22 protein-coding genes are annotated in these 19,769 nt (G+C 32.8%); 15 read left to right on the top strand and 7 right to left on the bottom strand.

Annotation, left to right across the window (positions count from 1 at the left end):
- Positions 1 to 412 precede the first annotated feature (412 nt).
- The 13 genes from DICTH_RS08760 to DICTH_RS08700 all read left to right on the top strand — a co-directional run bounded on the left by DICTH_RS08760 (position 413) and on the right by DICTH_RS08700 (position 11,459).
- Complete coding sequence (locus DICTH_RS08760; protein ID WP_049751894.1) at positions 413 to 679, top strand: NAD(P)-binding domain-containing protein; 267 nt, start codon at positions 413 to 415, stop codon at positions 677 to 679.
- On the top strand, positions 666 to 968 hold the full coding sequence (locus DICTH_RS08755; RefSeq protein WP_041723341.1) for a hypothetical protein: 303 nt from the start codon (positions 666 to 668) through the stop codon (positions 966 to 968). The genes DICTH_RS08760 and DICTH_RS08755 overlap by 14 nt, the downstream gene beginning before the upstream one ends.
- Positions 969 to 981: 13 nt before the next feature.
- Positions 982 to 1,170: a pyrroline-5-carboxylate reductase dimerization domain-containing protein gene (locus tag DICTH_RS08750; RefSeq protein WP_269087848.1), complete on the top strand. Its 189-nt coding sequence runs from the start codon at positions 982 to 984 to the stop codon at positions 1,168 to 1,170.
- A gap of 21 nt (positions 1,171 to 1,191) precedes the next feature.
- Complete coding sequence (locus DICTH_RS08745; RefSeq protein WP_012547844.1) at positions 1,192 to 1,590, top strand: hypothetical protein; 399 nt, start codon at positions 1,192 to 1,194, stop codon at positions 1,588 to 1,590.
- A 411-nt stretch (positions 1,591 to 2,001) separates the two neighbouring features.
- The gene (locus DICTH_RS10250; protein WP_012547510.1) at positions 2,002 to 2,187 is read left to right on the top strand and encodes a hypothetical protein; all 186 of its coding nucleotides are present in this window, start codon (positions 2,002 to 2,004) and stop codon (positions 2,185 to 2,187) included.
- A 41-nt stretch (positions 2,188 to 2,228) separates the two neighbouring features.
- Positions 2,229 to 3,662: a glycoside hydrolase family 44 protein gene (locus DICTH_RS08735; protein WP_012547429.1), complete on the top strand. Its 1,434-nt coding sequence runs from the start codon at positions 2,229 to 2,231 to the stop codon at positions 3,660 to 3,662.
- Between the two features lie 47 nt (positions 3,663 to 3,709).
- Positions 3,710 to 4,438: a pseudouridine synthase gene (locus tag DICTH_RS08730; RefSeq protein ID WP_012548763.1), complete on the top strand. Its 729-nt coding sequence runs from the start codon at positions 3,710 to 3,712 to the stop codon at positions 4,436 to 4,438.
- Between the two features lie 274 nt (positions 4,439 to 4,712).
- Positions 4,713 to 4,823 carry a DUF86 domain-containing protein gene (locus DICTH_RS10300; protein WP_236608264.1) on the top strand — a complete coding sequence of 37 codons (111 nt, stop codon included), beginning with the start codon at positions 4,713 to 4,715 and terminating at the stop codon, positions 4,821 to 4,823.
- A gap of 566 nt (positions 4,824 to 5,389) precedes the next feature.
- Positions 5,390 to 6,325, top strand: coding sequence for a TRM11 family SAM-dependent methyltransferase (locus DICTH_RS08720; protein ID WP_012547676.1), 936 nt, complete (start codon positions 5,390 to 5,392; stop codon positions 6,323 to 6,325).
- A complete protein-coding gene (locus DICTH_RS08715) occupies positions 6,318 to 7,208 on the top strand; it encodes a DpnII family type II restriction endonuclease (RefSeq protein ID WP_012548030.1) in 891 nt (296 codons plus the stop codon). Before DICTH_RS08720 ends, DICTH_RS08715 begins: the two co-directional genes overlap by 8 nt.
- A gap of 1,097 nt (positions 7,209 to 8,305) precedes the next feature.
- A complete protein-coding gene (locus DICTH_RS08710) occupies positions 8,306 to 9,238 on the top strand; it encodes an ABC transporter ATP-binding protein (RefSeq protein ID WP_012548713.1) in 933 nt (310 codons plus the stop codon).
- Entirely contained in the window at positions 9,235 to 10,395 is a 1,161-nt protein-coding gene (locus tag DICTH_RS08705; RefSeq protein ID WP_143707884.1) for an ABC transporter permease, read from the top strand. Before DICTH_RS08710 ends, DICTH_RS08705 begins: the two co-directional genes overlap by 4 nt.
- Positions 10,392 to 11,459, top strand: a complete 1,068-nt coding sequence (locus DICTH_RS08700; protein ID WP_012547256.1) for an ABC transporter permease — start codon at positions 10,392 to 10,394, stop codon at positions 11,457 to 11,459. The genes DICTH_RS08705 and DICTH_RS08700 overlap by 4 nt, the downstream gene beginning before the upstream one ends.
- On the opposite strand, the gene DICTH_RS08695 is transcribed toward DICTH_RS08700, so the two are convergent.
- Positions 11,460 to 12,596: a DUF362 domain-containing protein gene (locus tag DICTH_RS08695; RefSeq protein ID WP_012548089.1), complete on the bottom strand. Its 1,137-nt coding sequence runs from the start codon at positions 12,594 to 12,596 to the stop codon at positions 11,460 to 11,462. It lies immediately after the preceding gene.
- A gap of 133 nt (positions 12,597 to 12,729) precedes the next feature.
- Between DICTH_RS08695 and DICTH_RS08690 the strand changes: the two genes are divergently transcribed.
- Entirely contained in the window at positions 12,730 to 13,584 is an 855-nt protein-coding gene (locus DICTH_RS08690) for an MFS transporter (protein ID WP_012547355.1), read from the top strand.
- Positions 13,574 to 13,900 carry a general substrate transporter:Major facilitator superfamily MFS_1 gene (locus DICTH_RS10165; protein ID WP_012548092.1) on the top strand — a complete coding sequence of 109 codons (327 nt, stop codon included), beginning with the start codon at positions 13,574 to 13,576 and terminating at the stop codon, positions 13,898 to 13,900. Before DICTH_RS08690 ends, DICTH_RS10165 begins: the two co-directional genes overlap by 11 nt.
- Before the next feature lie 31 nt (positions 13,901 to 13,931).
- On the opposite strand, the gene DICTH_RS08685 is transcribed toward DICTH_RS10165, so the two are convergent.
- Genes DICTH_RS08685 through DICTH_RS08660 form a run of 6 tightly spaced genes read right to left on the bottom strand, consistent with a single transcriptional unit; the run spans position 13,932 to position 19,769 of the window.
- A complete protein-coding gene (locus DICTH_RS08685; protein ID WP_012547134.1) occupies positions 13,932 to 15,440 on the bottom strand; it encodes a GH39 family glycosyl hydrolase in 1,509 nt (502 codons plus the stop codon).
- Between the two features lie 28 nt (positions 15,441 to 15,468).
- Positions 15,469 to 16,998, bottom strand: coding sequence for a glycoside hydrolase family 43 protein (locus tag DICTH_RS08680; RefSeq protein ID WP_012548284.1), 1,530 nt, complete (start codon positions 16,996 to 16,998; stop codon positions 15,469 to 15,471).
- A 26-nt stretch (positions 16,999 to 17,024) separates the two neighbouring features.
- Positions 17,025 to 18,026, bottom strand: coding sequence for a hydrogenase expression/formation protein HypE (gene hypE, locus DICTH_RS08675; RefSeq protein ID WP_012548558.1), 1,002 nt, complete (start codon positions 18,024 to 18,026; stop codon positions 17,025 to 17,027).
- 3 nt (positions 18,027 to 18,029) lie between these two features.
- Entirely contained in the window at positions 18,030 to 19,088 is a 1,059-nt protein-coding gene (hypD, locus tag DICTH_RS08670; protein ID WP_012547153.1) for a hydrogenase formation protein HypD, read from the bottom strand.
- Entirely contained in the window at positions 19,089 to 19,304 is a 216-nt protein-coding gene (locus DICTH_RS08665; RefSeq protein ID WP_012548604.1) for a HypC/HybG/HupF family hydrogenase formation chaperone, read from the bottom strand.
- A 24-nt stretch (positions 19,305 to 19,328) separates the two neighbouring features.
- The gene (locus DICTH_RS08660) at positions 19,329 to 19,769 is read right to left on the bottom strand and encodes a C-GCAxxG-C-C family protein (RefSeq protein WP_012547069.1); all 441 of its coding nucleotides are present in this window, start codon (positions 19,767 to 19,769) and stop codon (positions 19,329 to 19,331) included.

The raw sequence follows: 19,769 nt of genomic DNA, 5'->3' as shown, positions 1-19,769 counted from the left end.
TTGGGATATATTTTACTTTAATATCATTTGATTTTCAAATTTACCTTACTTGGAAGTATTGATAAAATCTTTATTTTAAGAGGACAAATTTTTGTCTTTTTTGAAATTTTGGTGATAAAACGTTTTACACAATTATTTTGAATTTAATTATATATTAAAATAGATTTCTATAAAAATGAGTAAAAGCAGTCAGTAGGATCTTTTTATTTTTCTTATTCTTTAGATTAAATGTGAAATAGGGTATGGAAAGGACAAAAGAAGCCTATAAATTTGCAAATATTTTATTTGGGAATGGTCTAATAAGAGATTAATCATATTTTTTCAAGGTTTATGAAGTATGGAAAGGATAAATTTTGAGCAAGAATAATTGTTATGTTAAAATAGCAAAAATTTTCAAAGGGGTGATGCGTAGGTGATAGGTTTTATAGGCTACGGTAATATGGGAAGTATGCTGGTTAAAAAGTTTATTGGAGAGAGAATATTAAAACCAGAGGAAATAATTGTTTCTACAAGGACAAAAAGTAAGCTTTTAGGATTAAAAGAAGTTTATCCTAAAATTAATATTGCAGAGAATAATAAAGATCTTGCAAAAAAGGCAAAATATATTTTTATCTGTGTGAAACAGCCAGAAGTAAAAGGAGTTTTAGATGAAATAAAGGAATTTTTTGAAAAATATTGAAAAGGTATTTGATGGGCAAATTTCAAAGGTTACTCCCACAGTATTGTCAGAGATAAATGAGGGAATAACCCTCATTTCTCATAATGATAAAGTTAGAGAAGAGAACAAGGTTTTTATAAAGTCGCTATTTGAGAAGATAAGTAAGGTGAAGAGAATAAGAGAGGAAGATTTTCCTTTTGCAGTAGAGATAACAAGTTGTGCGTCAGGATTTTTAGCTTCTATTTTTAATGAACTCCTGAAATCTTCCTTGAGACATAACAATACTATGAGAGAAGACGTGGTAATATAGTACTGCAAAGTTAATTTATAATATGAACTTGACTTTTGAAGATATAATAGAAAAAGTTGCCACAAAAGGGGGAATAACCGAAGAAGGGGTTAAAGTATTAGAGAGTTATCTTCCTAAAATTTTTGATGAGGTTTTTGAAAAAACCCTTGAAAAGAGAAAACTGATAAAAGAAAGGGCAGATGAGCTTTTTAGGGTGAATTAATTTTAAAAGGAGGTATTTTAAATGAGATTTAAGAAATTTATTTTTCTTCTTCTCTTGTTATTAGTGTTTTCTCTTATTAACACTGAGTTGATTGAGGCAAAACCAAGAGAAAATTTTAATATTAAAGGGTCTATAATGTTTATTGGTCCTTCTGGGCTTCTTAAAGTAAAGGTTGAAAGCCATAGTAAAAATATAAAGGGATTTGTGAGGAATGATGTGGTAAGTATAAAAATAACTTCGGGCACAAAATTTTATTTTGCCAGTTTTGTGAAAACGAACAAAGGTTTGGAATTGAAAAAACATAAAAGTGTGGGTTTTGGTTTTCTTAAAATAAAGAGTAAGGTTTTTATAAATGGATTCATTTTTGAGAATAATAAAAAAGAGTTGGTGGCAACTGAAATTTATATAATTTTAAATTAATATAAAAAATACCCCTTGACAATTTTTAAAGTTATGTTAAAATTATAATTGCTACAGGCGTCAAGGGGTCCGAAAGGTACTCCTGATGTACCTTGGCACTGAGTAAAGTCTTGGGTACCTAGGGAAAGGTGAAGGAGCTAGACTCCTTACCAAGTACTTAGGGGGTGGAGAGTAGTAGGAGTGTTGGAGAAGCCCGGTGCTCCTATGAAATCTGGAAAATCCTGAGGCTGAAAGGTGAGAAGGTACAAGGAGGCTTCCAAGTAGGGTCTGTTGAGCCTGTGGCACTTTATTTTTAAATTAAACCCTTTTTTATTCTCTTTTATTCAAAAAGTTTTGAATCCTTTCAAACTCTTTTAAACCCCTACCAATAGGTATAAAATATATGAAGAATTTTAGAAGGGAGGGACTTTTTTGAAAGGCTTCAAACTTTTTCTTTTAATTCTCTTCCTGGTTTTCTTTACATCGGGGTGTGTAAAAGAATCATCTCAGGGAGGTGTTATTACGCCAATAGGTGAGTTTACAGTAAATATTACTGTGAATCCTGATCAGGATAGAACTCCCATAGTCCCTATATTTATGGGGCAAACCAAGATGTAGAAGGGGTAAAGCATACAGCAAGAAGGATTGGAGGAAATAGGTTGACAGGATATAATTGGGAGACTAATATGTCCAATGCAGGATCAGATTGGGATCATTCTAGCGATTATTACTTACCTTGGGCTATGGGTATACCTGAAAATCAGTATAATGTTCCTGCCATAGTACTCACAGAGTTTCATAAGCAGTCTCTTAGTATGGGAGCAATAAGTCTTATTACTCTACAGATGGCAGGATATGTGGCAAAAGATAGTAATGGGACTGTTTTGGAAAGCGAGACTGCGCCATCTCCAAGATGGGCTGAAGTAAAATTTAGAAAAAATGCTCCTTTCTTTTTAAATCCTGATACCTCTGATAATTATGTTTATATGGATGAACTTTTGAATTATCTGATTAATAAATTTGGAAAAGCAAATACTGATACAGGGATAAAAGGATATATACTTGACAATGAGCCAGATCTTTGGTCAAGTACTCATCCCAGGATACACCCTAATAAAGTAACTTGTAGTGAACTAATATCAAAATCTATTGAGCTTGCTAAAGTTATTAAAGAAATGGATCCTTATGCAATGGTTTTGGGTTATGAGTCTTATGGTTTTATGGGATATTATTCCTTACAAGATGCACCTGATTGGAATCAGGTAAAGGGAAATCACAAGTGGTTTATAAGCTATTACCTTGAGAAGATGAAACAAGCATCGGAAAGTTATGGAAAAAGGCTTCTTGATGTACTTTCCATTCACTGGTATCCTGAGGCGAGATCTTCTTCGGGTGTGAGGATTTGTTTTGATAGAGAAAATGCTACTAATAAAGATACATCTATTGCAAGAATGCAGGCACCAAGAACCTTATGGGATCCAACTTATAAAACATCTCAAAAGGGACAGATTACTGCAGGAGAGAACAGTTGGATAAACCAATGGTTCCCAGAGTATCTGCCTATTATTCCTACTGTAATGAAAGATATAGAGACTTATTATCCTGGTACAAAGCTTGCCATAACAGAGTATGATTATGGAGGTAAAGATCATATATCGGGAGGAATTGCCCAGACAGATGTATTAGGTATATTTGGGAAATATGGGGTATTTCTTGCTACAAGGTGGGGAGATTCTGGGAGTTATATCACTTCTGCCTATAATATTTATTTGAATTATGATGGAAAAGGATCTAAATATGGAGACATATGTGTCAAGGCAGAAACTTCTGATGTAGAGAATATGCCAGTTTATGCCTCTATTCACAGTGATAATGAAGGAAAACTACATATTATAATAATTAATAGAAGCTGGGACAAAGAGGGAATTGCAAAGATAAATATTGGGGGAGGTAGAACTTATACCTCCTGTACTATTTATGGCTTTGATTACCAATCCCCTGAAATAAGAAAGATGGGAGAAGTGAATAATATTCAAAATAATTACTTTGAATTGAAGATACCTCCACAAACTGTATACCATATTGTATTTTAAAATATAGGGAGGGAGTTTTATCTCCCTCCTTTTAGGAGTTGATATAAATGAGGCTTGATAAATTTCTTGTAAATCAAGGATTTGGTAGTAGAAAGGAAGTACAAAAACTTATTAAAGCAGGAATAGTATATGTTAATGATGTTCCTGTGAAAGACCCTTCTTTTCATATAGACCCTAACACTGATGTGGTGGAGATAGAAGGGCAGGAAGTTGAATACAAAGAGAATTATTACTTTATGCTTAATAAACCCAAGGGTTATATTACTGCTACATATGATGAAAATTATCCTACAGTAATGGATCTTTTTTCAGCAGAGCCCATAGTAAATAAGCTTTTCCCTATTGGAAGGTTGGATATCGATACAGAAGGACTTCTCATAATTACCTCCGATGGAGTTTTAGCTCATAGGCTTTCTCATCCTAAGTGGAATGTAGAAAAAGAGTACTTTGTGATTGTAGAAGGAGATGTTTCAGATATAGATTTTTCAAAGTATGAAAAAGAAGGGATATATCTTAAAAAGGATAAATATAAAACAAAGCCTTTTAAGGTGAATGTGTTGAAAACTTCTTTTGAAGAGTCGGAGCTTCTTATAACTATCACCGAAGGTAAATATCACATAATAAAAAAGATAATGTATGCCTTAGATCATGAAGTTAAGTACTTAAAGAGGGTAAGAATTGGACCGCTTACTCTTGATGAGGATCTGGATGTGGGAGAATATAGAGAGCTTACAGAAGAGGAGATTGAGCTTCTTAAAAGATATGTAAGAATGTGAGGAGGAAGAGCTTTAACAATTAATAGTGACATAAGTCTTTCAAGTAATAAAGATAAATTCTTTGTAAAAAGGCCATGCGATGGGGAAAGTACATTCCATAAGAACGGTATGAGATTAATTAAGGCTTGATTTTTTGTACCTTTCTTACATGAGATTTCTAAGTTTTTGACTTTTCACCCTGATATTCTCTCTCAATGCTCATACGGTTATAATTAATCCTATTTATTTGGCAGTTTAATAAACTAGTGATGACCATCATACTACTGATTTATCTATGGAGTATAAGTCTATAGCAAAAGGTTTAGTTGAGGTAGGAGTAGCTGATAAGGATTTAGGTGAAAAACTTGTCCAGATGGTAGGTTATAGAAATAGATTAGTACAATGACAATTTGATTACTAAAGAAGAATTATATGAAATTCTTAAAAATAACTTTAAAGATATAGAAGAGTTTATTTCTGTAGTAAAAAGGTATTTAGAGAAAGCATAAATAAACTAGTTAAGATAAAAATTTTGAGGTGTTCTCTTTCCTGAACTTAACAAGAGATATTTCCCAATACAAAGTTTTTGATATCGAGTATTATTTTTTTATTTCTTTAGCATCCTAAATAAGAAAATACTAAAGCTTGATTTTTGGTACCTATTTTATTTGAGTTTTTAAGTATCATGTTTTTTATATTTACACTTATTCCCTACCTATATGGTCTGTTTTCTCAAGCAGTCTTGACTTATGCCCTTACTTGCTGTATCTTATTATAAGATGTTGAAAAATGATGAAACCTTAAGGGCTTAAAAAGGTTTAATGTCGTGCTAAAAAGCTTTTCCAAATAATGACTCTTAAGGAAGCAATAAGATGTTTAAAAGGGGAAAATTTGCTTTTTGTAAAATGGTAAAGAAATACAAAGTTTATTTTATTATTTAAAAATAAGATAGAGTATACTGGAATATAAAAAATGACTAAAAATTATAAAGATATGAAAGAAATAACAAAAGAGGATTATATAAGGTTTGTAGAAGAAAATGAGTTTGTCATTATTGAGGATGTAAAAGTAAAGCTAAATAAAAATTGGGATATTAAGTCATACAGCCCTCCTGAAAATTATACTCCTGAAAAAACAACTGTTTGGAGTTTTCCTGATAGAGGTAGTTGGGCTACTCATAAAGGAAATTATAGAGGAAATTGGTCTCCCTATATTCCGAGAAATCTTATCTTAAAGTATACCGCAAAAGGAGATTGGGTTCTTGATCAGATGATGGGAAGCGGCACTACGCTTGTTGAAGCAAAACTACTTGAAAGGAATGCAATAGGTGTTGATATTAATTTAGATGCAGTGATGGTTGCTTTAGACCGTTTGAACTTTTCTTATAATCCTCTCTTTCCTAAATATAGTGAGCCAATTATAAAAACTTACTGGGGGGATGCTAGAAATCTTAATAAAATTGAGGATAATAGTATAGATCTTATTGCTACTCATCCACCATATGCAGGTATAATTTCGTATACTAAAAATAAGAAACAAAGTGATGATTTGTCACAGCTTCCTTTAGAAGAATATTTAAAAGAGATGGAAAAAGTGGCGGAGGAATCATTTAGAGTATTGAAACCTGGTAAAGTATGTGCAATTTTGATTGGTGACACAAGAAAGCATAAGTATTATGTGCCTATTGCCTATAGGGTTATGCAAGTATTTTTAGAGGTGGGATTTATTTTGAAAGAAGATATTATTAAGTTACAATGGAATATGAAAGCTACAAGGGAGAGGTGGCGAGCAAAGGAGTATGAATTTTATCTTATTGGACATGAACATATTTTTGTTTTTAGAAAACCAGAGGATGAGAAAGAGTATAAAAAATATAAGTTTAGCATAAAATGGTGGAAAGATGGTTAAGTTTAAAGAATTAGGTTTTAAAGATTTTGATGAATACAAAAGTTATTTTTTTGATAATCTGTTATCTTCAAACAAAACTTATGATTATTTTGTTGATTGGACTAAGGTAAAGGAAGCTGTTAATCAACATCTGATTGAGCTGTCTTTGTTGAACTCTTTAACTAAAGTAGAACCTAAAGATATAAAAAAACATTTACAAGATTTATTATTAGAATATCCACAAGTTGTAGAGGTGATTCCCCTACTTATTGCAGAGAGAATAAGAAATGGGAAAATTGATATTTTTGAGCCTAGTATTGAGGAATTTATTACTTTTGAATTCGAGCGGTCTCGTATAAATGAAAGTAATGTTTATCAGATTGTAAATTTTTGTCATAAAACTGGAATCCTGGATTTGTTTCAAGAGGTTACAGATATTCATGACTACCTTCTTGGGGTGGAGGTTGGTTTAGATACAAATGCTCGAAAGAATAGAAGTGGAGATATTTTTGAGAGGATGTGCCAGCAAAAAATAAAGAAACTTATCTCTACAGAAGATTATGTTATGGTAGAGAATGATTCAAATTTTTCTCTATATCCTGTAATTTCTAAAGAAGAAAGCAAGGGAAAAACTCATGATATTGTAATTTATAAGAATAACTCGCCCATATTGATTATTGAGTGCAATTTTTATAATGTTGTAGGTAGTAAACCTATCTCTATTGCAGAAAGCTATATTGAGATGAATAGAGCTGCTAAGGAGAAGGGGATAGATTTCTTATGGATTACCGACGGTCCAGCATGGCATCATATGAAAGAGCCATTGTTAAGGAGTATGAAAGAAATTGACTGGATATTAAATTTTAAAATGTTGGATTTTTTGAGAAAAATTTTAAAAGTATAATTATTAAAATGGCGTAAAAGTCAGTATTGTCAAAAATATTATAAAGTCCTTGTCTTTTAAACTTTTGGCTTTTTATAAAGTTCAAAGTGTTCTTTCTTAATAGAACTATAACCTTTTTCTGGTTGATTTTTCTATTGATATTTTCTATAGACTGGATATTCAATAATTTCTTTCTTCTTCATAGAGTTTTCCAATACCAATCTTTTTGATTTTCTTATTTTAAATCAAAATTCTTATGCTCCTTCTGTTCTGTTTCCAATTCTGTAAAGATTGTCTCTACTTGAATACCTCAATATCTGTTTTATCTTTATAACTAGTTTAAGTTTTTTCTCTATCTTTTTTATCTTTATAGACTTATGTTCTTTGTTTCCTAAAAATAGAATTACTTAGATTTGTGAGTTTTATATTACTGCTGTATATCTTTTCTTACTTTACCTTCTAATACTATTCTTTTCCTTTTACCTAGCATATATACTATCATACATACCTTTACGTTTGGTTTTTATCTTTACTATTCCTTATTCCTTTCGAATTTCATAGTATATTATATTGTTATATCTAAATCTTATCTTGCTTATTATCACATACTCTTTTCTCATGTGAAAACTAAAAATTCCTTCTTTTCCTATTCGAAAAGCTTGAATCTAAAAAAATAGAAGGTAAATCAGAAAGCTTTTTTTGCTATCTCTTTAAATTCTTTAATTGATATTTTGTAGAAATATTAAATAATAGGAGTTCAAAAATAAGATAATTAGGATAATATTTTAAGATTTCTTTCTTTTATTGTTTTTCTTTATTTTTTCAAAGAAATTTTTGAAAGATTTATTAGTAGCTTAAATTCTATCTTTCTAATCTTTATGCCATATATTTTATAAAATAACAATTGTTTCGTAAACTTTTAAATAGTCTTCCAATCGATTCTTGGTAAAGGATGAGCACAATTTTAAAGATAAATTTTTTGTAAAAGCCCGTATGTTAAGAAGAGTACATTCCGTAAAAATGATATGAGAGTGCTAAAGCTTGATTTTTTATACCCATGTGGTTGAGTGTAAAACTTTTTGGTTGAAATATTATTAGCATGGTCTTATAATGATTTCATGAATACTTACAAATTTATTGTTGAAGTAGAAGATCTAAGAAAATATTATGGAAATATTAAGGCTGTTGATGGTGTAAGTTTTAAAATCAAGCAGGGCTCTATATTTACCCTTTTAGGACCTAATGGGGCTGGTAAAACTACAACTCTTGAGATTATTGAAGGATTAAGAACTCCTGATAGTGGAAAGATAACCATCTTTGGAAGACAAGTGGAAAGGATAGGAAGAGAAGAAAAAGAATTCATAGGTGTTTCTTTGCAAGAGACAAATCTCATTGGCAACCTTACAGTAAGAGAAACCCTTTCTATGTTTAGGAGTTTTTACAAGAAAGGCTTAAATGTAGATGATGTTCTTGATTTTGTAAGTTTGAAGGATAAAGCAAAAAGTTATGTGGAGAAGCTTTCTGGAGGGCAGAGACAAAGGCTTGCTATAGGTCTTGCTATTATTAATGATCCTCTTCTTCTGTTTCTTGATGAGCCTACTACAGGGCTTGATCCACAGGCAAGAAGAAGTATTTGGGATTTGCTTTTGCAGCTTAAAAAGCAGGGAAAAACCATAGTATTGACCACTCATTATATGGAAGAGGCTGAATTTCTCTCTGACTGGGTCTGTATTATGGATCATGGAAAGATAATAAGGGAAGGAACCCCTGAAGATTTGATAAAGAGTATTGGTGGGGAGAGTGTAATTGAGGTAGAAGTAGAGCATAGTGATGGTTTCTTGGAAGAGTTAAGTAATATAGGTTTGAATTATTCTTATAATGAGAAGCATAAGCGCCTTATAATAAAGACCAATAATGTGCTTGAAACTATTGGAATTCTTTTACGGATTGCTAAAGAAAAGGGAATTAATGTAAGAAATGAGATTATTAGGCAACCTAACTTAGAAGATGTATTTTTAACTCTTACTGGAAAACAGCTTAGGGAAGAATGATGGTTTTCAAGAACTCTATTTACTTTTTTAAATCTGCTTTAAGAGAAAGATCTTATGTTTTCTGGTGTGTAGCCTTCCCTGTTCTTCTTATGGTTATACTTATCACTATTTTTCCTTCCAAAGTAGAAAAAGTAAATTTTGATGTATATTTATTAAAATCAGAATATGGCGATTTCTCTAATATGGTTTATCAGGTGTTTGATACCTTGAGTAAAGGAGAAAACAAGGTATTTAACTTAAAGGTTTTTAAAGATAATTCTATTAAGGACAAACTTATAGAAGATCTTAAAAAGGGAAAAACTAAGCTTATTGTGGAGATACCAGAGGGTTTTGATAGCCTTGTTATTTCTAATATTACTATGAAGATGATGGGTTTTGGGGAAAATCCTGCTCCTATTAAGGTTTATACTTTGAAGCATGATGTTTCTTCTCAGGCTGCGAGTATGGTGGTAAAAAATATTGTTGAAAGATTAAATTTAGAATTTGCTAAGAGAATGACAAAAATAAAAGATTATGAGGTTAAGAGTGAAATAGTAGGAAGTAAAGTTGGTTTTTCTTATGTAGATTTTATATATCCTGGTATTGTAATTCTTGCTATATTTTTTACGGGTTTGTTCGGAATTGGTCAGGAACTTTCTTGGTATAGAGAGGGAAAGATATTGAAAAGGTTTATTATTGCTCCTATTTCTTCTTTAAATTTCTTTCTCTCTTATTTTCTTTCCCGTTTTTATCTCTTTATGCTTCAAACTTTGCTTGTTACTTTTGTAAGTAAGGTTATATATAAAAGTAGTGTGAACTTTCTTTCTTTTTATTTCTTCCTTTATACTTTTCTTGCTATGCTTGCTCTATCAGCTATGGGATTCTTTATATCTGCTGTTGCTAAAAATACTAGCTCTGCAGGAGTGATAGGCCAAATTCTTAATTTTCCCTTGCAATTTCTTGGAGGTATATACTTTCCTATAAGTGATGTGCCATGGTTTATAAAATGGATTGTGGTTATTAATCCTATTACTTATCTTGCAGCAGGTATAAGGGATACCCTTGGAGTTATGCCATCTCCTTATCCTATTTATTTAACAATTCTTATTCCCTTACTCTATACCGTCTTATTTTTAGTAGTCTCTATAAGAAAATATAGGCGAGTGGAACTGTCATGAAGACATTTATAACTATTGCATTATATAGGATAAAAAGTTTTTACAGAGATACTTTTACCTTCCTTTTTTCTCTTATTTTACCTATTATGTTTGTAGTAATATTTGGGTTTGTCTTTGGAGGAGGGGAAGGATCTAGTGAAAATGGAATTAAAATTGGAGTAATAAAGGATAGTGCTGAGATTGTTAAAGTTTTGGAGAGGATAGAAAATATTAAGGTTGTTGAATTTGAAAATGAAGCGATTTTAAGGGATAAAGTCTTAAAGGGCAGTGTTGATGGAGCAATAATCTTTGATGGAGAGAAGTTTAATTTTATTATTAACTTTGCGAGTTTTCAACAGAAACCTTTCTTAAGGACTTTTGGAGAAAGCTTTTCTAAGATTTATTCCCTTCATGAGGCTGGAATAGATAGAGGATTTATAAGGGTAGAAGAGGAATTAATTGATCCAGGAAAGGCTCAGGTTTCTACCTTAGGATATACAATACCTGGAGTTTTAAGTTTTTCCATTTCGTCGGCTATATTTACTATGATTGCTCTTTTTGGATATTATAGGAAAAGGAAGGTTATTAGAAGATTTGCTGTAACTCCAGTAAGTCCTATTACATTTATATCAGGGATGATTGTAGGTAATTTTATTGCAGGGATTTTTTCTTGTTTATTTGTTCTTTTGATAGCTCAGCTTATTTTTAGCTTAAATTTTTCCATAAATTGGACCTTTTTACTTATCTCTATCTCTTCTTCAATTCTTGGTATGATGGCTTTGGGAATACTCCTTGCCTCGTTATTTAGAGAGCCTCAAGCGGCAAATAATGTAGGAAATCTTTTAGTAAATATTATGTTATTCTTCTCTGGTGTTTACTTTCCTTTAGACTTTCTACCTAACTATTTGAAGGTTTTTGCAAGGTTTTTACCTCTTTATTATGTGGGAAGAGCCTTGAGAATTTCCTTAGGCGTGGAGGAAGGAGGAGCAACTTTTGTCTTTTCTTTTGCTTTTGTAATGATCTTTGTTTTTATTACGCTTATACTTATTTTTGGAAGGAATATTTTTGAATTAGAAGATAGATAATTACCCAAATAACTTTCTGGCGAGTAAACTCTTTTCTAATCTTATAGCCTTTTGGGGACAAAGCTCGTGACAGCAAAAGCAGGAGATACATTTTTTATAATCTATGATCATTCCTTCTGGGGTATAAGTTATAGCCTTGTTAGGACAACTATTTTCACATATTCTACATTTTATACATTTCTTGTCTTCGATAACAGGATATTGCCTAATCAATTTGTTATATAAAAAGGAGGCAATGTTTCCCATAAAGGAAGGAACTTTTTTAGAAAGGTTGTAAAAGCTTTTTACTTTTGCCACATCGGGGTTATAAATTTTATCTTTTTCTTCCCCTATAACCTCAATTTTATCAAGCTCTATTTCTCCAAGCCCTTTTTTGTGGGCAATAACATTTGTGTAAATCTCTTCGGGTTTATATCCAAGAAGAAGACTTGATATCACATCTACTGCCACAGGATCTTTTCCAATGATGATTTTCCCAAATTTTCTTGGATTTCCAGCAGAGGGACCTTCTCCTTCCATTCCTACTATTCCATCCACTATATTTATTATGGGATTTACCTCATTAAATATCTCCACTAGGATTTTGGCAAAATTTTCTGGATTTATGGCAATAGCATGCATACGAGATTTATTCATCCCTGGCACAAGTCCAAAGGTATTCTTTATAACACAGGTCATTAGCATAAAGGTATGGGTTTTAAGCTTTGGTACATTAATTATGTAATCCACATCTTTTATAAATTTGGTTATTGGAATATTTTCTGCAACCTCACTTTTAATATTAATAACTCCGTAGGTATATAAATTTACAAGATTTACTTTTTGTCTTTCTGCAATCTCTTTCATACCCGTTATCTTATAAAGATAATCTAAGTTTGTAGATGTGTTTCCAGGAGTGTCTCCTATAAATATTTCTCCTACCTCTTTCTCTTTTAAGACTTCTATGATGGCCTCTATTAGTACAGGATGGGTTGTAATTGCTTTATCAGGAGATGAGGCCATGAGAAGATTGGGTTTAATAAGAATTCTTTTTGCCTTAAATTCGGGAAGGTCAAAGTATTTTAAAGCATTTCGAATCTTATCTTTTAAAGATTCTTTTTCATATTCTGCGTTATATATAACTACTTTTGAGCTCATACTTTGTTATTATAAGGCAATAAAACTTATTTTTAAAGTAGATAATGTTAACATTTTTCATTTTCTTGACTTAGAGTTTACTCTAAATGGTAAATTGATTTCTATATAAAACTTTGGTTAGAGGTAAGGAAATATGAGGTTTAAAAATAAAGAACTTTATTTATTGAGGATTTTTCTTTTTGTATATTATATGGCTTGGACTTTTATATTCTTTTTTATTCCTGTGTATTTAAGAGAGCAAAAAAATTTCTCTATAGGTATGATAGGAATTCTTGCAGGACTATTTGGGTTTTTTGGTGCCTTTTCTCAGGTATATATTGGATATTTGTCGGATAAATTTAGAAAAAGAAAACCCTTTATGGTTCTTAGTGCAATAATGCTTATGTTAGGTTATGGATATTTATTTCCTAAATTAGGATCTTATTTGTCTTTTCTTATAATTTATCCTATATTTGGGATTTTTATGAATACTATTACTACCTTAAGTAATGTTCTTATTCTTGATTATTCATCTACATCTTCTGTAGGCAGATCTTTTGCTTCTACAAGAGTATGGGCGCCTATTGGTTTTTTAGTAATGATGCTTGCTACAGGCTTTTATCCAAAATTAACTGATCCTAAATATATGTTTCCTATAATTTCAGCGATATTTTTGCTTTGTTTTCTCATTCTTTTATTGGTCAAAGAACCAGAATTTAAAGTTGAAACAAAGACTTTAACTTTTAGTGATGTAAAGAGGTTAGTTTTAATAAAAGAGATAAGGAAATTCTTGTTGTTTATGTTCTTTTATAGCTTTGCTCTTACTGGAACCTCTGGTAATGTAAATCTTTTGATTAAATATTTAGGGGGTTCAAATAGTGACATAAGTTGGGCCTTAGTGGTGTGCTCTGCTCCTGAAATTCCTATGTCTTATTTTTGGGGAAATATGGCAGATAAATTAGGGAAAAAAAATCTTGCTTATTCTTGCAGGGATTGCCATGCCTATTAGGTCTACTCTTTACTTTTTTGCAAGAGGGGCTTTGGATGTAATATTGGTTCAACTTTTTACCCATATTTTTACTTTTGTGATAACTATAAATGTAGCACCTATTTATATGAATGAGTTGGTCCCTCCTGAGGAGAGGGCAATAGGACAGGGTATATTAAATCTATCTATAGCTTTATCTCAAACTTTATCTTCTTTTGTTTCAGGGAATGTAGCGGACATAATAGGACTTAAGGGAATGTACCTATTTCTTGCTTTAATTGGAATTATAGGAGGTATATGGGGATTAAGAATATTTAAGAACACAGGCTCCCATTGAGTTTTTCTCACTCTCAATGGGAGCCTTTTTATTAATATCCACCTGGTATTTTGCTATCGTCGAGACCTATATAGGTATGTGATTCATCAATAACCTTGCTTATTTCAAAGAGGGTAACAGCATTTTTACCTAATGTAAATTCAAGAGTAATATGTCCATTTTCTACTGTTTTTCTGAAAGTAGTTACTTTAGGAGTTGCTACTTCTCTTAATGTTTCTATTTGCTTTTTGCTTGGAAATCTCGGCCTGCCCATTTGAATCCAGGTGCGCCATGGATTTCCGTATTCCTCATCAATTAACTTTTGTTTTATGAAAACCTCTTTGTAATCTACGGGTATCTCTATTCTATATTTTCTTTCTTGATTTTCTTCTTTTGTCATGACTTCATTCCAAGCAATTAAGGCAACTGACTTGTCTTCTCTTTCGGTTATTAAGATATGGTCATCTCTATAGAGGATCTTTTCTCCCATAGCATTAAAGAAGGTGAACATATGGAAAACTGGTTTTGGAATATTGTGGAATGCTACAAGACCAAATCCACCATGGAAGAGTGATCTTGGAACGTCTGCTTCCTCAAACACATCACTAAAGGTCCAATAAGAGAAGGAGTCAACATAGTCTCCTCCCTCACTTAGTACCCTTGCTAAGTAAGCAGCATTGAAGGGAGTATCGTGTATGGGGCAGAGGGGATGGTAAGAACTGTTAAATTCAGTAATATGTATTGGTAGGTTAGGGAATGGAGAATTTTTCACCATCTCTCTAACGGTTTTGAATTCATTTAACATGTATTCGATGGGATGCACATCTTGGTATACAAAGTGAGGGGTATATATAGGAGGTTTGCCTGTATAGGCATGTCGAGTTAAAAAGTCTACAGGTACATTGTTCTTATAACAGAAATTTAGAAAATCAGTTATCCAATAGTCTGATCCACCACAGATTGCAGGTCCTCCAACCTTTATGTTTTCATTTACCTCTTTTATTGCTTTTACTGTAACCTCGTATAATTTGAAGTATTCTGCCTGATTTGCATCTTTCCAAAATACGGTTAAATTGGGCTCATTCCAAATCTCAAAAGGCCATTGAGTAACCTCTTTTTCTCCATATCTATCTATGAAATGTTTCACCACATTTTTTATTAACTTTTCCCATTCTTTATAATCTTTAGGGGGAGTAACATTGCCTCTCCAGTAAAATACTGTTTGATCTCCAGAGGCAAGTTTTGAGGGCATAAATCCAATTTCAACGAAAGGTCTTATTCCAATTTCTAAAAAGGAATCGTATATTCTGTCAATGTAGGTGAAATTATAAAAAGGGATTGTTTTTCCGTCTACTATGTCTTCTCTGTAAATTCCCACATCGTCATGGAGTAATCCGTGGGCTCTTAGATATTTAAAATCTATATGCCTTTTTACAAAAGAGAGGGCATCTATATATTCTTTTTGGAGAGCAAGACCTATTCTTCCACTTCCTACGCAAAACTTCCAATTGTCAGGAAAAACACCAACATATTTGCCTTTTTCAATCTTTATATGGTTCATTTTCTCCTCCTTCCTTTTTATTTAAAAATTACTTTATAAATTGCCAGTAATCAAAGTCAAAGAGGCTCTCACCCTCACCTCTGAATATAAAGTATAGATCATGGACTCCTTTTACCTCATCAACAGATGTTTCTATTTCTATCCAAGAGGAGTTATTACCTTGAGGTTTTATTTCTAAAGTTCCTATCTTTTTGCCATCGATAGAGTCTATTCTTATTTCTATATAACCTTTGCCTTTGATATTGGCGATAGCTGCTTTAAATTTTTTAGGAGGATTATTTCCAAAATCTACTTTAGATAGAGCAATCCAGTCTCCATTATCTATGTCGGTTAGACATATATTGTTGCTTGCATTGGCTTTTTTAGTTGAGATTCCTGCGCACCATGCATAGGTTTCTGCTTCCACAATTCTATAGGGATCAAAATTTTTAACTTGAGGTACTCCCTTGTAGTCTGCAAATACTTCTTTTATAACTCCATTTTCAATTTGTACCTCATTAATATGGGGTGATCTATATCCCTTTGCAATGCCTAAAGCCCTTGCCAAGGTTTGGGCGTGGTATGCTATATACCATTTTCCTTTGAAGTCAAATAATTGATGATGGTTATTTCCTCCAACCCCAAAGAAATTGCCTGGATTTTTAAGTATGATTCCTTTATATTCCCATGGTCCCATAGGATTTTTGCTGGTCATATATGCAATAGCTCCTAAGGGGAGGCCACCTGGTTTGCGAGGGCCAAAGTTAGTGCAATATGAATAGTAGTAAATATTATTGATCTTATTTATTCCTGAGTCTTCAAACATATAGGGGGCTGGAATGGGTACTGCTGTCCCAACAACGCTTATCATATCGCTACCCAGTTCCATAACACGTGCAGTATTAGGATCTTCCTCTCTTCCAGGCATAACCCCTCCCCCAAAGTATATGTATGCTCTGCCATCATCGTCTACTAAGACTGCTGGATCAAAGAGCCATACAACTCCTGCAACTCCTGGAGTTGCCCAGTTGATGAGTGATCTTCCCAAAGGATCGGTCCATGGTCCTAAAGGAGTGTCTGCTGTTAATACTCCTATCCCATTAGCATTGTTAGCAAAATATAGGAAGAATTTATCCTTACCATCTATCTTTTTGTAGGCAACGGCAGGTGCCCAAGAGTTTTGAGCCCATTTAGCAATACCATTTGGCCCTGCAACTTCAATTTCGCCATGGTCAGTCCAATTTACTAGATCTTCCGAAGAGATTACTGTGATTTTGTTTATTTTGCTATAAGAATTTTCCAGTACATTTCCATTTTTGTCATATTCTACTATGTCGTTAGTAAGGTAAATATATACTCTATCTTTATAAACAAGTACCGCTGGATCTGCGCCAAATTTATGGGATATAAGAGGATTTCCATTGGGTGGAATTTTTCCTATGGGTTTTTTTAACAATGAAGTATCATCTCCTTTACTAGTTGTTATAGTTGAGATGGTAAAAATAAGGATAAAAAGGAGTATTAAGCTCGTAAGATTTTTCTTTGATAAAATCCTTTGTAAAATCCTTTTTGTTGACATCGAAAAAAACACCCCCTTTTGTGTTTTTAGCAAATCCTTGGCAATAAGTCTCTTTTAAGAGGATCTAATATTCTTCTTGTACCAAGTCTTGTTTTTAGGTAAACTCTACTTCCCTTTCCTTTAATTTTTCCTATGATCCTTGCCTCTTTTCCTTGAGGATGATTTTTTAAAAAGTTCATAATTTTGTCCTGATCTTTTTCAGAGGCAATTATTACTACCTTTCCTTCATTGGCAGAGTATAGTGGATCTATTCCAAGAATTTCACTGGCAGACTTTACCCAGGGTTTTATGGGGAGATTTTCTTCCTCCACCTCAATCTCTACATTATGCTTTTGAGCAATCTCATTTAGTACTCCTGCAACTCCCCCTCTTGTAGGATCTCTCATAAATTTTATATTATTAGAGATTTTTAGAAGAGGCAGGGTTAAAGAGTTTAAGGGAGCAAGATCTGATTTTACTTCTGCGTCAGTTTTTATACCGAGTCTTTGAAGCATAATACAAAGTCCGTGTTCTCCAATTCCTCCATTTATTATTACTACATCTCCTTCTTCTATTTTTCTTCCTCTCCAGTCCATTCCTTCTTCAATTATTCCAATACCTGTAGTGTTTATAAAAATCTTATCGCCCTTTCCTTTTTCTACTACTTTTGTATCACCCGTAATAATCTTTACCATGCATTCTTTACTGGCAGATTTCATAGATTGAAGTATTTGACGAAACTCATTAAAAGTAAGGCCTTCTTCAATAATAAATCCTACACTCAAATAGAGAGGTTTTGCTCCCATAACCGAAAGGTCATTTACAGTTCCATAGATGGAGAGTTTTCCAATATCTCCACCGTTAAAAAAGAGAGGAGATATTACAAAGGAGTCTGTGGTAAAGGCAAGTTTTCCAGAGGCTTCAAAGATGGAAGAGTCATAAAGCTCATTTAATAATTCGTTTCCAAAATATTTTAATATCTCTTCTTCTATTAATTTTCTTGTGCTTTCTCCGCCACTTCCATGAGAAAGAAGGATAATATCTTCCATAATCTATACTCCTCCATAGAGGTAATAGGCAGAGCATGTCCCTTCTGAGGATACCATGCAGGGACCTTTAGGATATTCTGGAGTACAGGCTTTACCAAATAGTGGACATTCGGTGGGTTTTAAAACTCCTCTAAGAACCTCTCCGCATTTACAAGGGTTATAGTTATCTACCCTTTTTTCTATCTTTAATGGATAAATTCTTCTTACATCAAAATCTTCAAATTCCTCTCTTAAAACAAGGCCACTTTCTTCTATAATTCCAAGGCCACGCCAATTAGCAGGTCCTTTCTTAAAAACCTTATACATTACTTCAAGGGCATGTTTGTTTCCTTCCTCTTTTACACTTCTTTCATAGGCATTTAAAAGTTTTGGCTCTCCTTCTTCTATGATTTTTACTAAGTGATATATTCCGTAAACAATCTCTTCAGGTTTGAATCCCATGATTACGAAAGGTACTCTATACTTTTCAAAGATCTCCTTCCAGCCTACCCTTCCTATTATGGTAGATACATGCCCAGGTCCAATAATCCCATCGAGTTTTATTTCTCCCATATCTAATATGGCTTTCATAGCAGGAGGAGTAAGCTTATGTAGGGATAGGAAGTATAGATTTTTAATGTTTTCTTCTGTTGCCTTTATAAGGGTGTAGGCTAAATTAGGTGCAGTAGTTTCAAAACCTATTCCCACGAGGAGATATTTTTTATGAGGATTCTCTTTAGCAATATTTAAAGATTCAAGGGGAGAATATACTACTCTTACTTCTTTTCCTCTTGCCCTTAGGTAATTTAAGCTTCCTAAACTTCCTGGTACATTCACAAGGTCTCCAAAGGTTATGATGCCTAAGTTGTATTCTTGAGAAAGGGCAATTATATAGTCGATATCTTCCTCTGCAGTGACACATACTGGGCATCCGGGCCCAGAAAGAAGGTGAATGTTGGGTGGGAGAATTTCTCTTATGCCATAACGAAATATCTCATGAGTATGGGTACCACAAAATTCCATTATATTTATTTCTTTTGTGGAGATGGTTCTTATTTTCTCTAAAAGATCTTTTAGTTCCATTTATTTTTCAAGCTCTTCTAATGCCGAAATTATTTCTTCTGCTTCCTCGTTGGATAGAATACTTATAGAGAATCCAGCATGGACTAATACATAATCTCCCACTTTAACTTCTGGGGTAAATATGGTGCTTATCTCTAAGGTGGATCCTCCCATGTCCACTATGGCAATATTTCCTTCTTTTATTTCTACGATCTTTAACGGAACTCCAAGACACATATCTTACCTCCACTTTTTTTCAAATTATTTAATCATTTCTTCCAGAATTTTACAAGCTGACTCTACAAACTTGGGGCATATATTACCAAATATTTTTTCTTCTTTTGCCTTTTTTAATCCTTCTTCTGTTCCTATATCTACTCCAATTAACTCCTTACATATTATACTCTTGTTTTCTTCCTCAAATCTCTTTAAAAATTCCTTTACTTTGGAGTATACTCTTTCTTTTCCCAGATCTATTTCATCTTCTTTAAAAAACCCATATTTGAGTCCTAAAATAAGTACTGCTCCAGTTACTGCTCCACAGACATTTCCTGTTCTTCCTATTCCACCCCCAAGGCCACTTGCAATAAGCAAGGCAGTGTTTCTATCTACATTAAATATGTCAGAATAAGCTGAGAATACCGATTGGGAACAGTTATATCCCTTTTTGAAAGACTCAAGAGCTTTTTCAACCCTTTGCAT

It is taken from the genome of Dictyoglomus thermophilum H-6-12, assembly GCF_000020965.1.
In the GTDB taxonomy this organism is placed as follows: domain Bacteria; phylum Dictyoglomota; class Dictyoglomia; order Dictyoglomales; family Dictyoglomaceae; genus Dictyoglomus; species Dictyoglomus thermophilum.
The sequence above is the reverse complement of the archived record's forward strand: the minus strand, read 5'-3'. Positions and strand labels throughout refer to the sequence as shown.

Coding starts and splice junctions, on each gene's coding strand:
- DICTH_RS08745 (WP_012547844.1), top strand. CDS start 1,192: ATGAGATTTAAGAAATTTATTTTTCTTCTTCTCTTGTTATTAGTGTTT.
- DICTH_RS08730 (WP_012548763.1), top strand. CDS start 3,710: ATGAGGCTTGATAAATTTCTTGTAAATCAAGGATTTGGTAGTAGAAAG.
- DICTH_RS10300 (WP_236608264.1), top strand. CDS start 4,713: ATGGAGTATAAGTCTATAGCAAAAGGTTTAGTTGAGGTAGGAGTAGCT.
- DICTH_RS08720 (WP_012547676.1), top strand. CDS start 5,390: ATGACTAAAAATTATAAAGATATGAAAGAAATAACAAAAGAGGATTAT.
- DICTH_RS08715 (WP_012548030.1), top strand. CDS start 6,318: ATGGTTAAGTTTAAAGAATTAGGTTTTAAAGATTTTGATGAATACAAA.
- DICTH_RS08710 (WP_012548713.1), top strand. CDS start 8,306: ATGAATACTTACAAATTTATTGTTGAAGTAGAAGATCTAAGAAAATAT.
- DICTH_RS08705 (WP_143707884.1), top strand. CDS start 9,235: ATGATGGTTTTCAAGAACTCTATTTACTTTTTTAAATCTGCTTTAAGA.
- DICTH_RS08700 (WP_012547256.1), top strand. CDS start 10,392: ATGAAGACATTTATAACTATTGCATTATATAGGATAAAAAGTTTTTAC.
- DICTH_RS08695 (WP_012548089.1), bottom strand. CDS start 12,596: ATGAGCTCAAAAGTAGTTATATATAACGCAGAATATGAAAAAGAATCT.
- DICTH_RS08690 (WP_012547355.1), top strand. CDS start 12,730: ATGAGGTTTAAAAATAAAGAACTTTATTTATTGAGGATTTTTCTTTTT.
- DICTH_RS10165 (WP_012548092.1), top strand. CDS start 13,574: ATGCCTATTAGGTCTACTCTTTACTTTTTTGCAAGAGGGGCTTTGGAT.
- DICTH_RS08685 (WP_012547134.1), bottom strand. CDS start 15,440: ATGAACCATATAAAGATTGAAAAAGGCAAATATGTTGGTGTTTTTCCT.
- DICTH_RS08680 (WP_012548284.1), bottom strand. CDS start 16,998: ATGTCAACAAAAAGGATTTTACAAAGGATTTTATCAAAGAAAAATCTT.
- hypE (WP_012548558.1), bottom strand. CDS start 18,026: ATGGAAGATATTATCCTTCTTTCTCATGGAAGTGGCGGAGAAAGCACA.
- hypD (WP_012547153.1), bottom strand. CDS start 19,088: ATGGAACTAAAAGATCTTTTAGAGAAAATAAGAACCATCTCCACAAAA.
- DICTH_RS08665 (WP_012548604.1), bottom strand. CDS start 19,304: ATGTGTCTTGGAGTTCCGTTAAAGATCGTAGAAATAAAAGAAGGAAAT.
- DICTH_RS08660 (WP_012547069.1), bottom strand. CDS start 19,769: ATGCAAAGGGTTGAAAAAGCTCTTGAGTCTTTCAAAAAGGGATATAAC.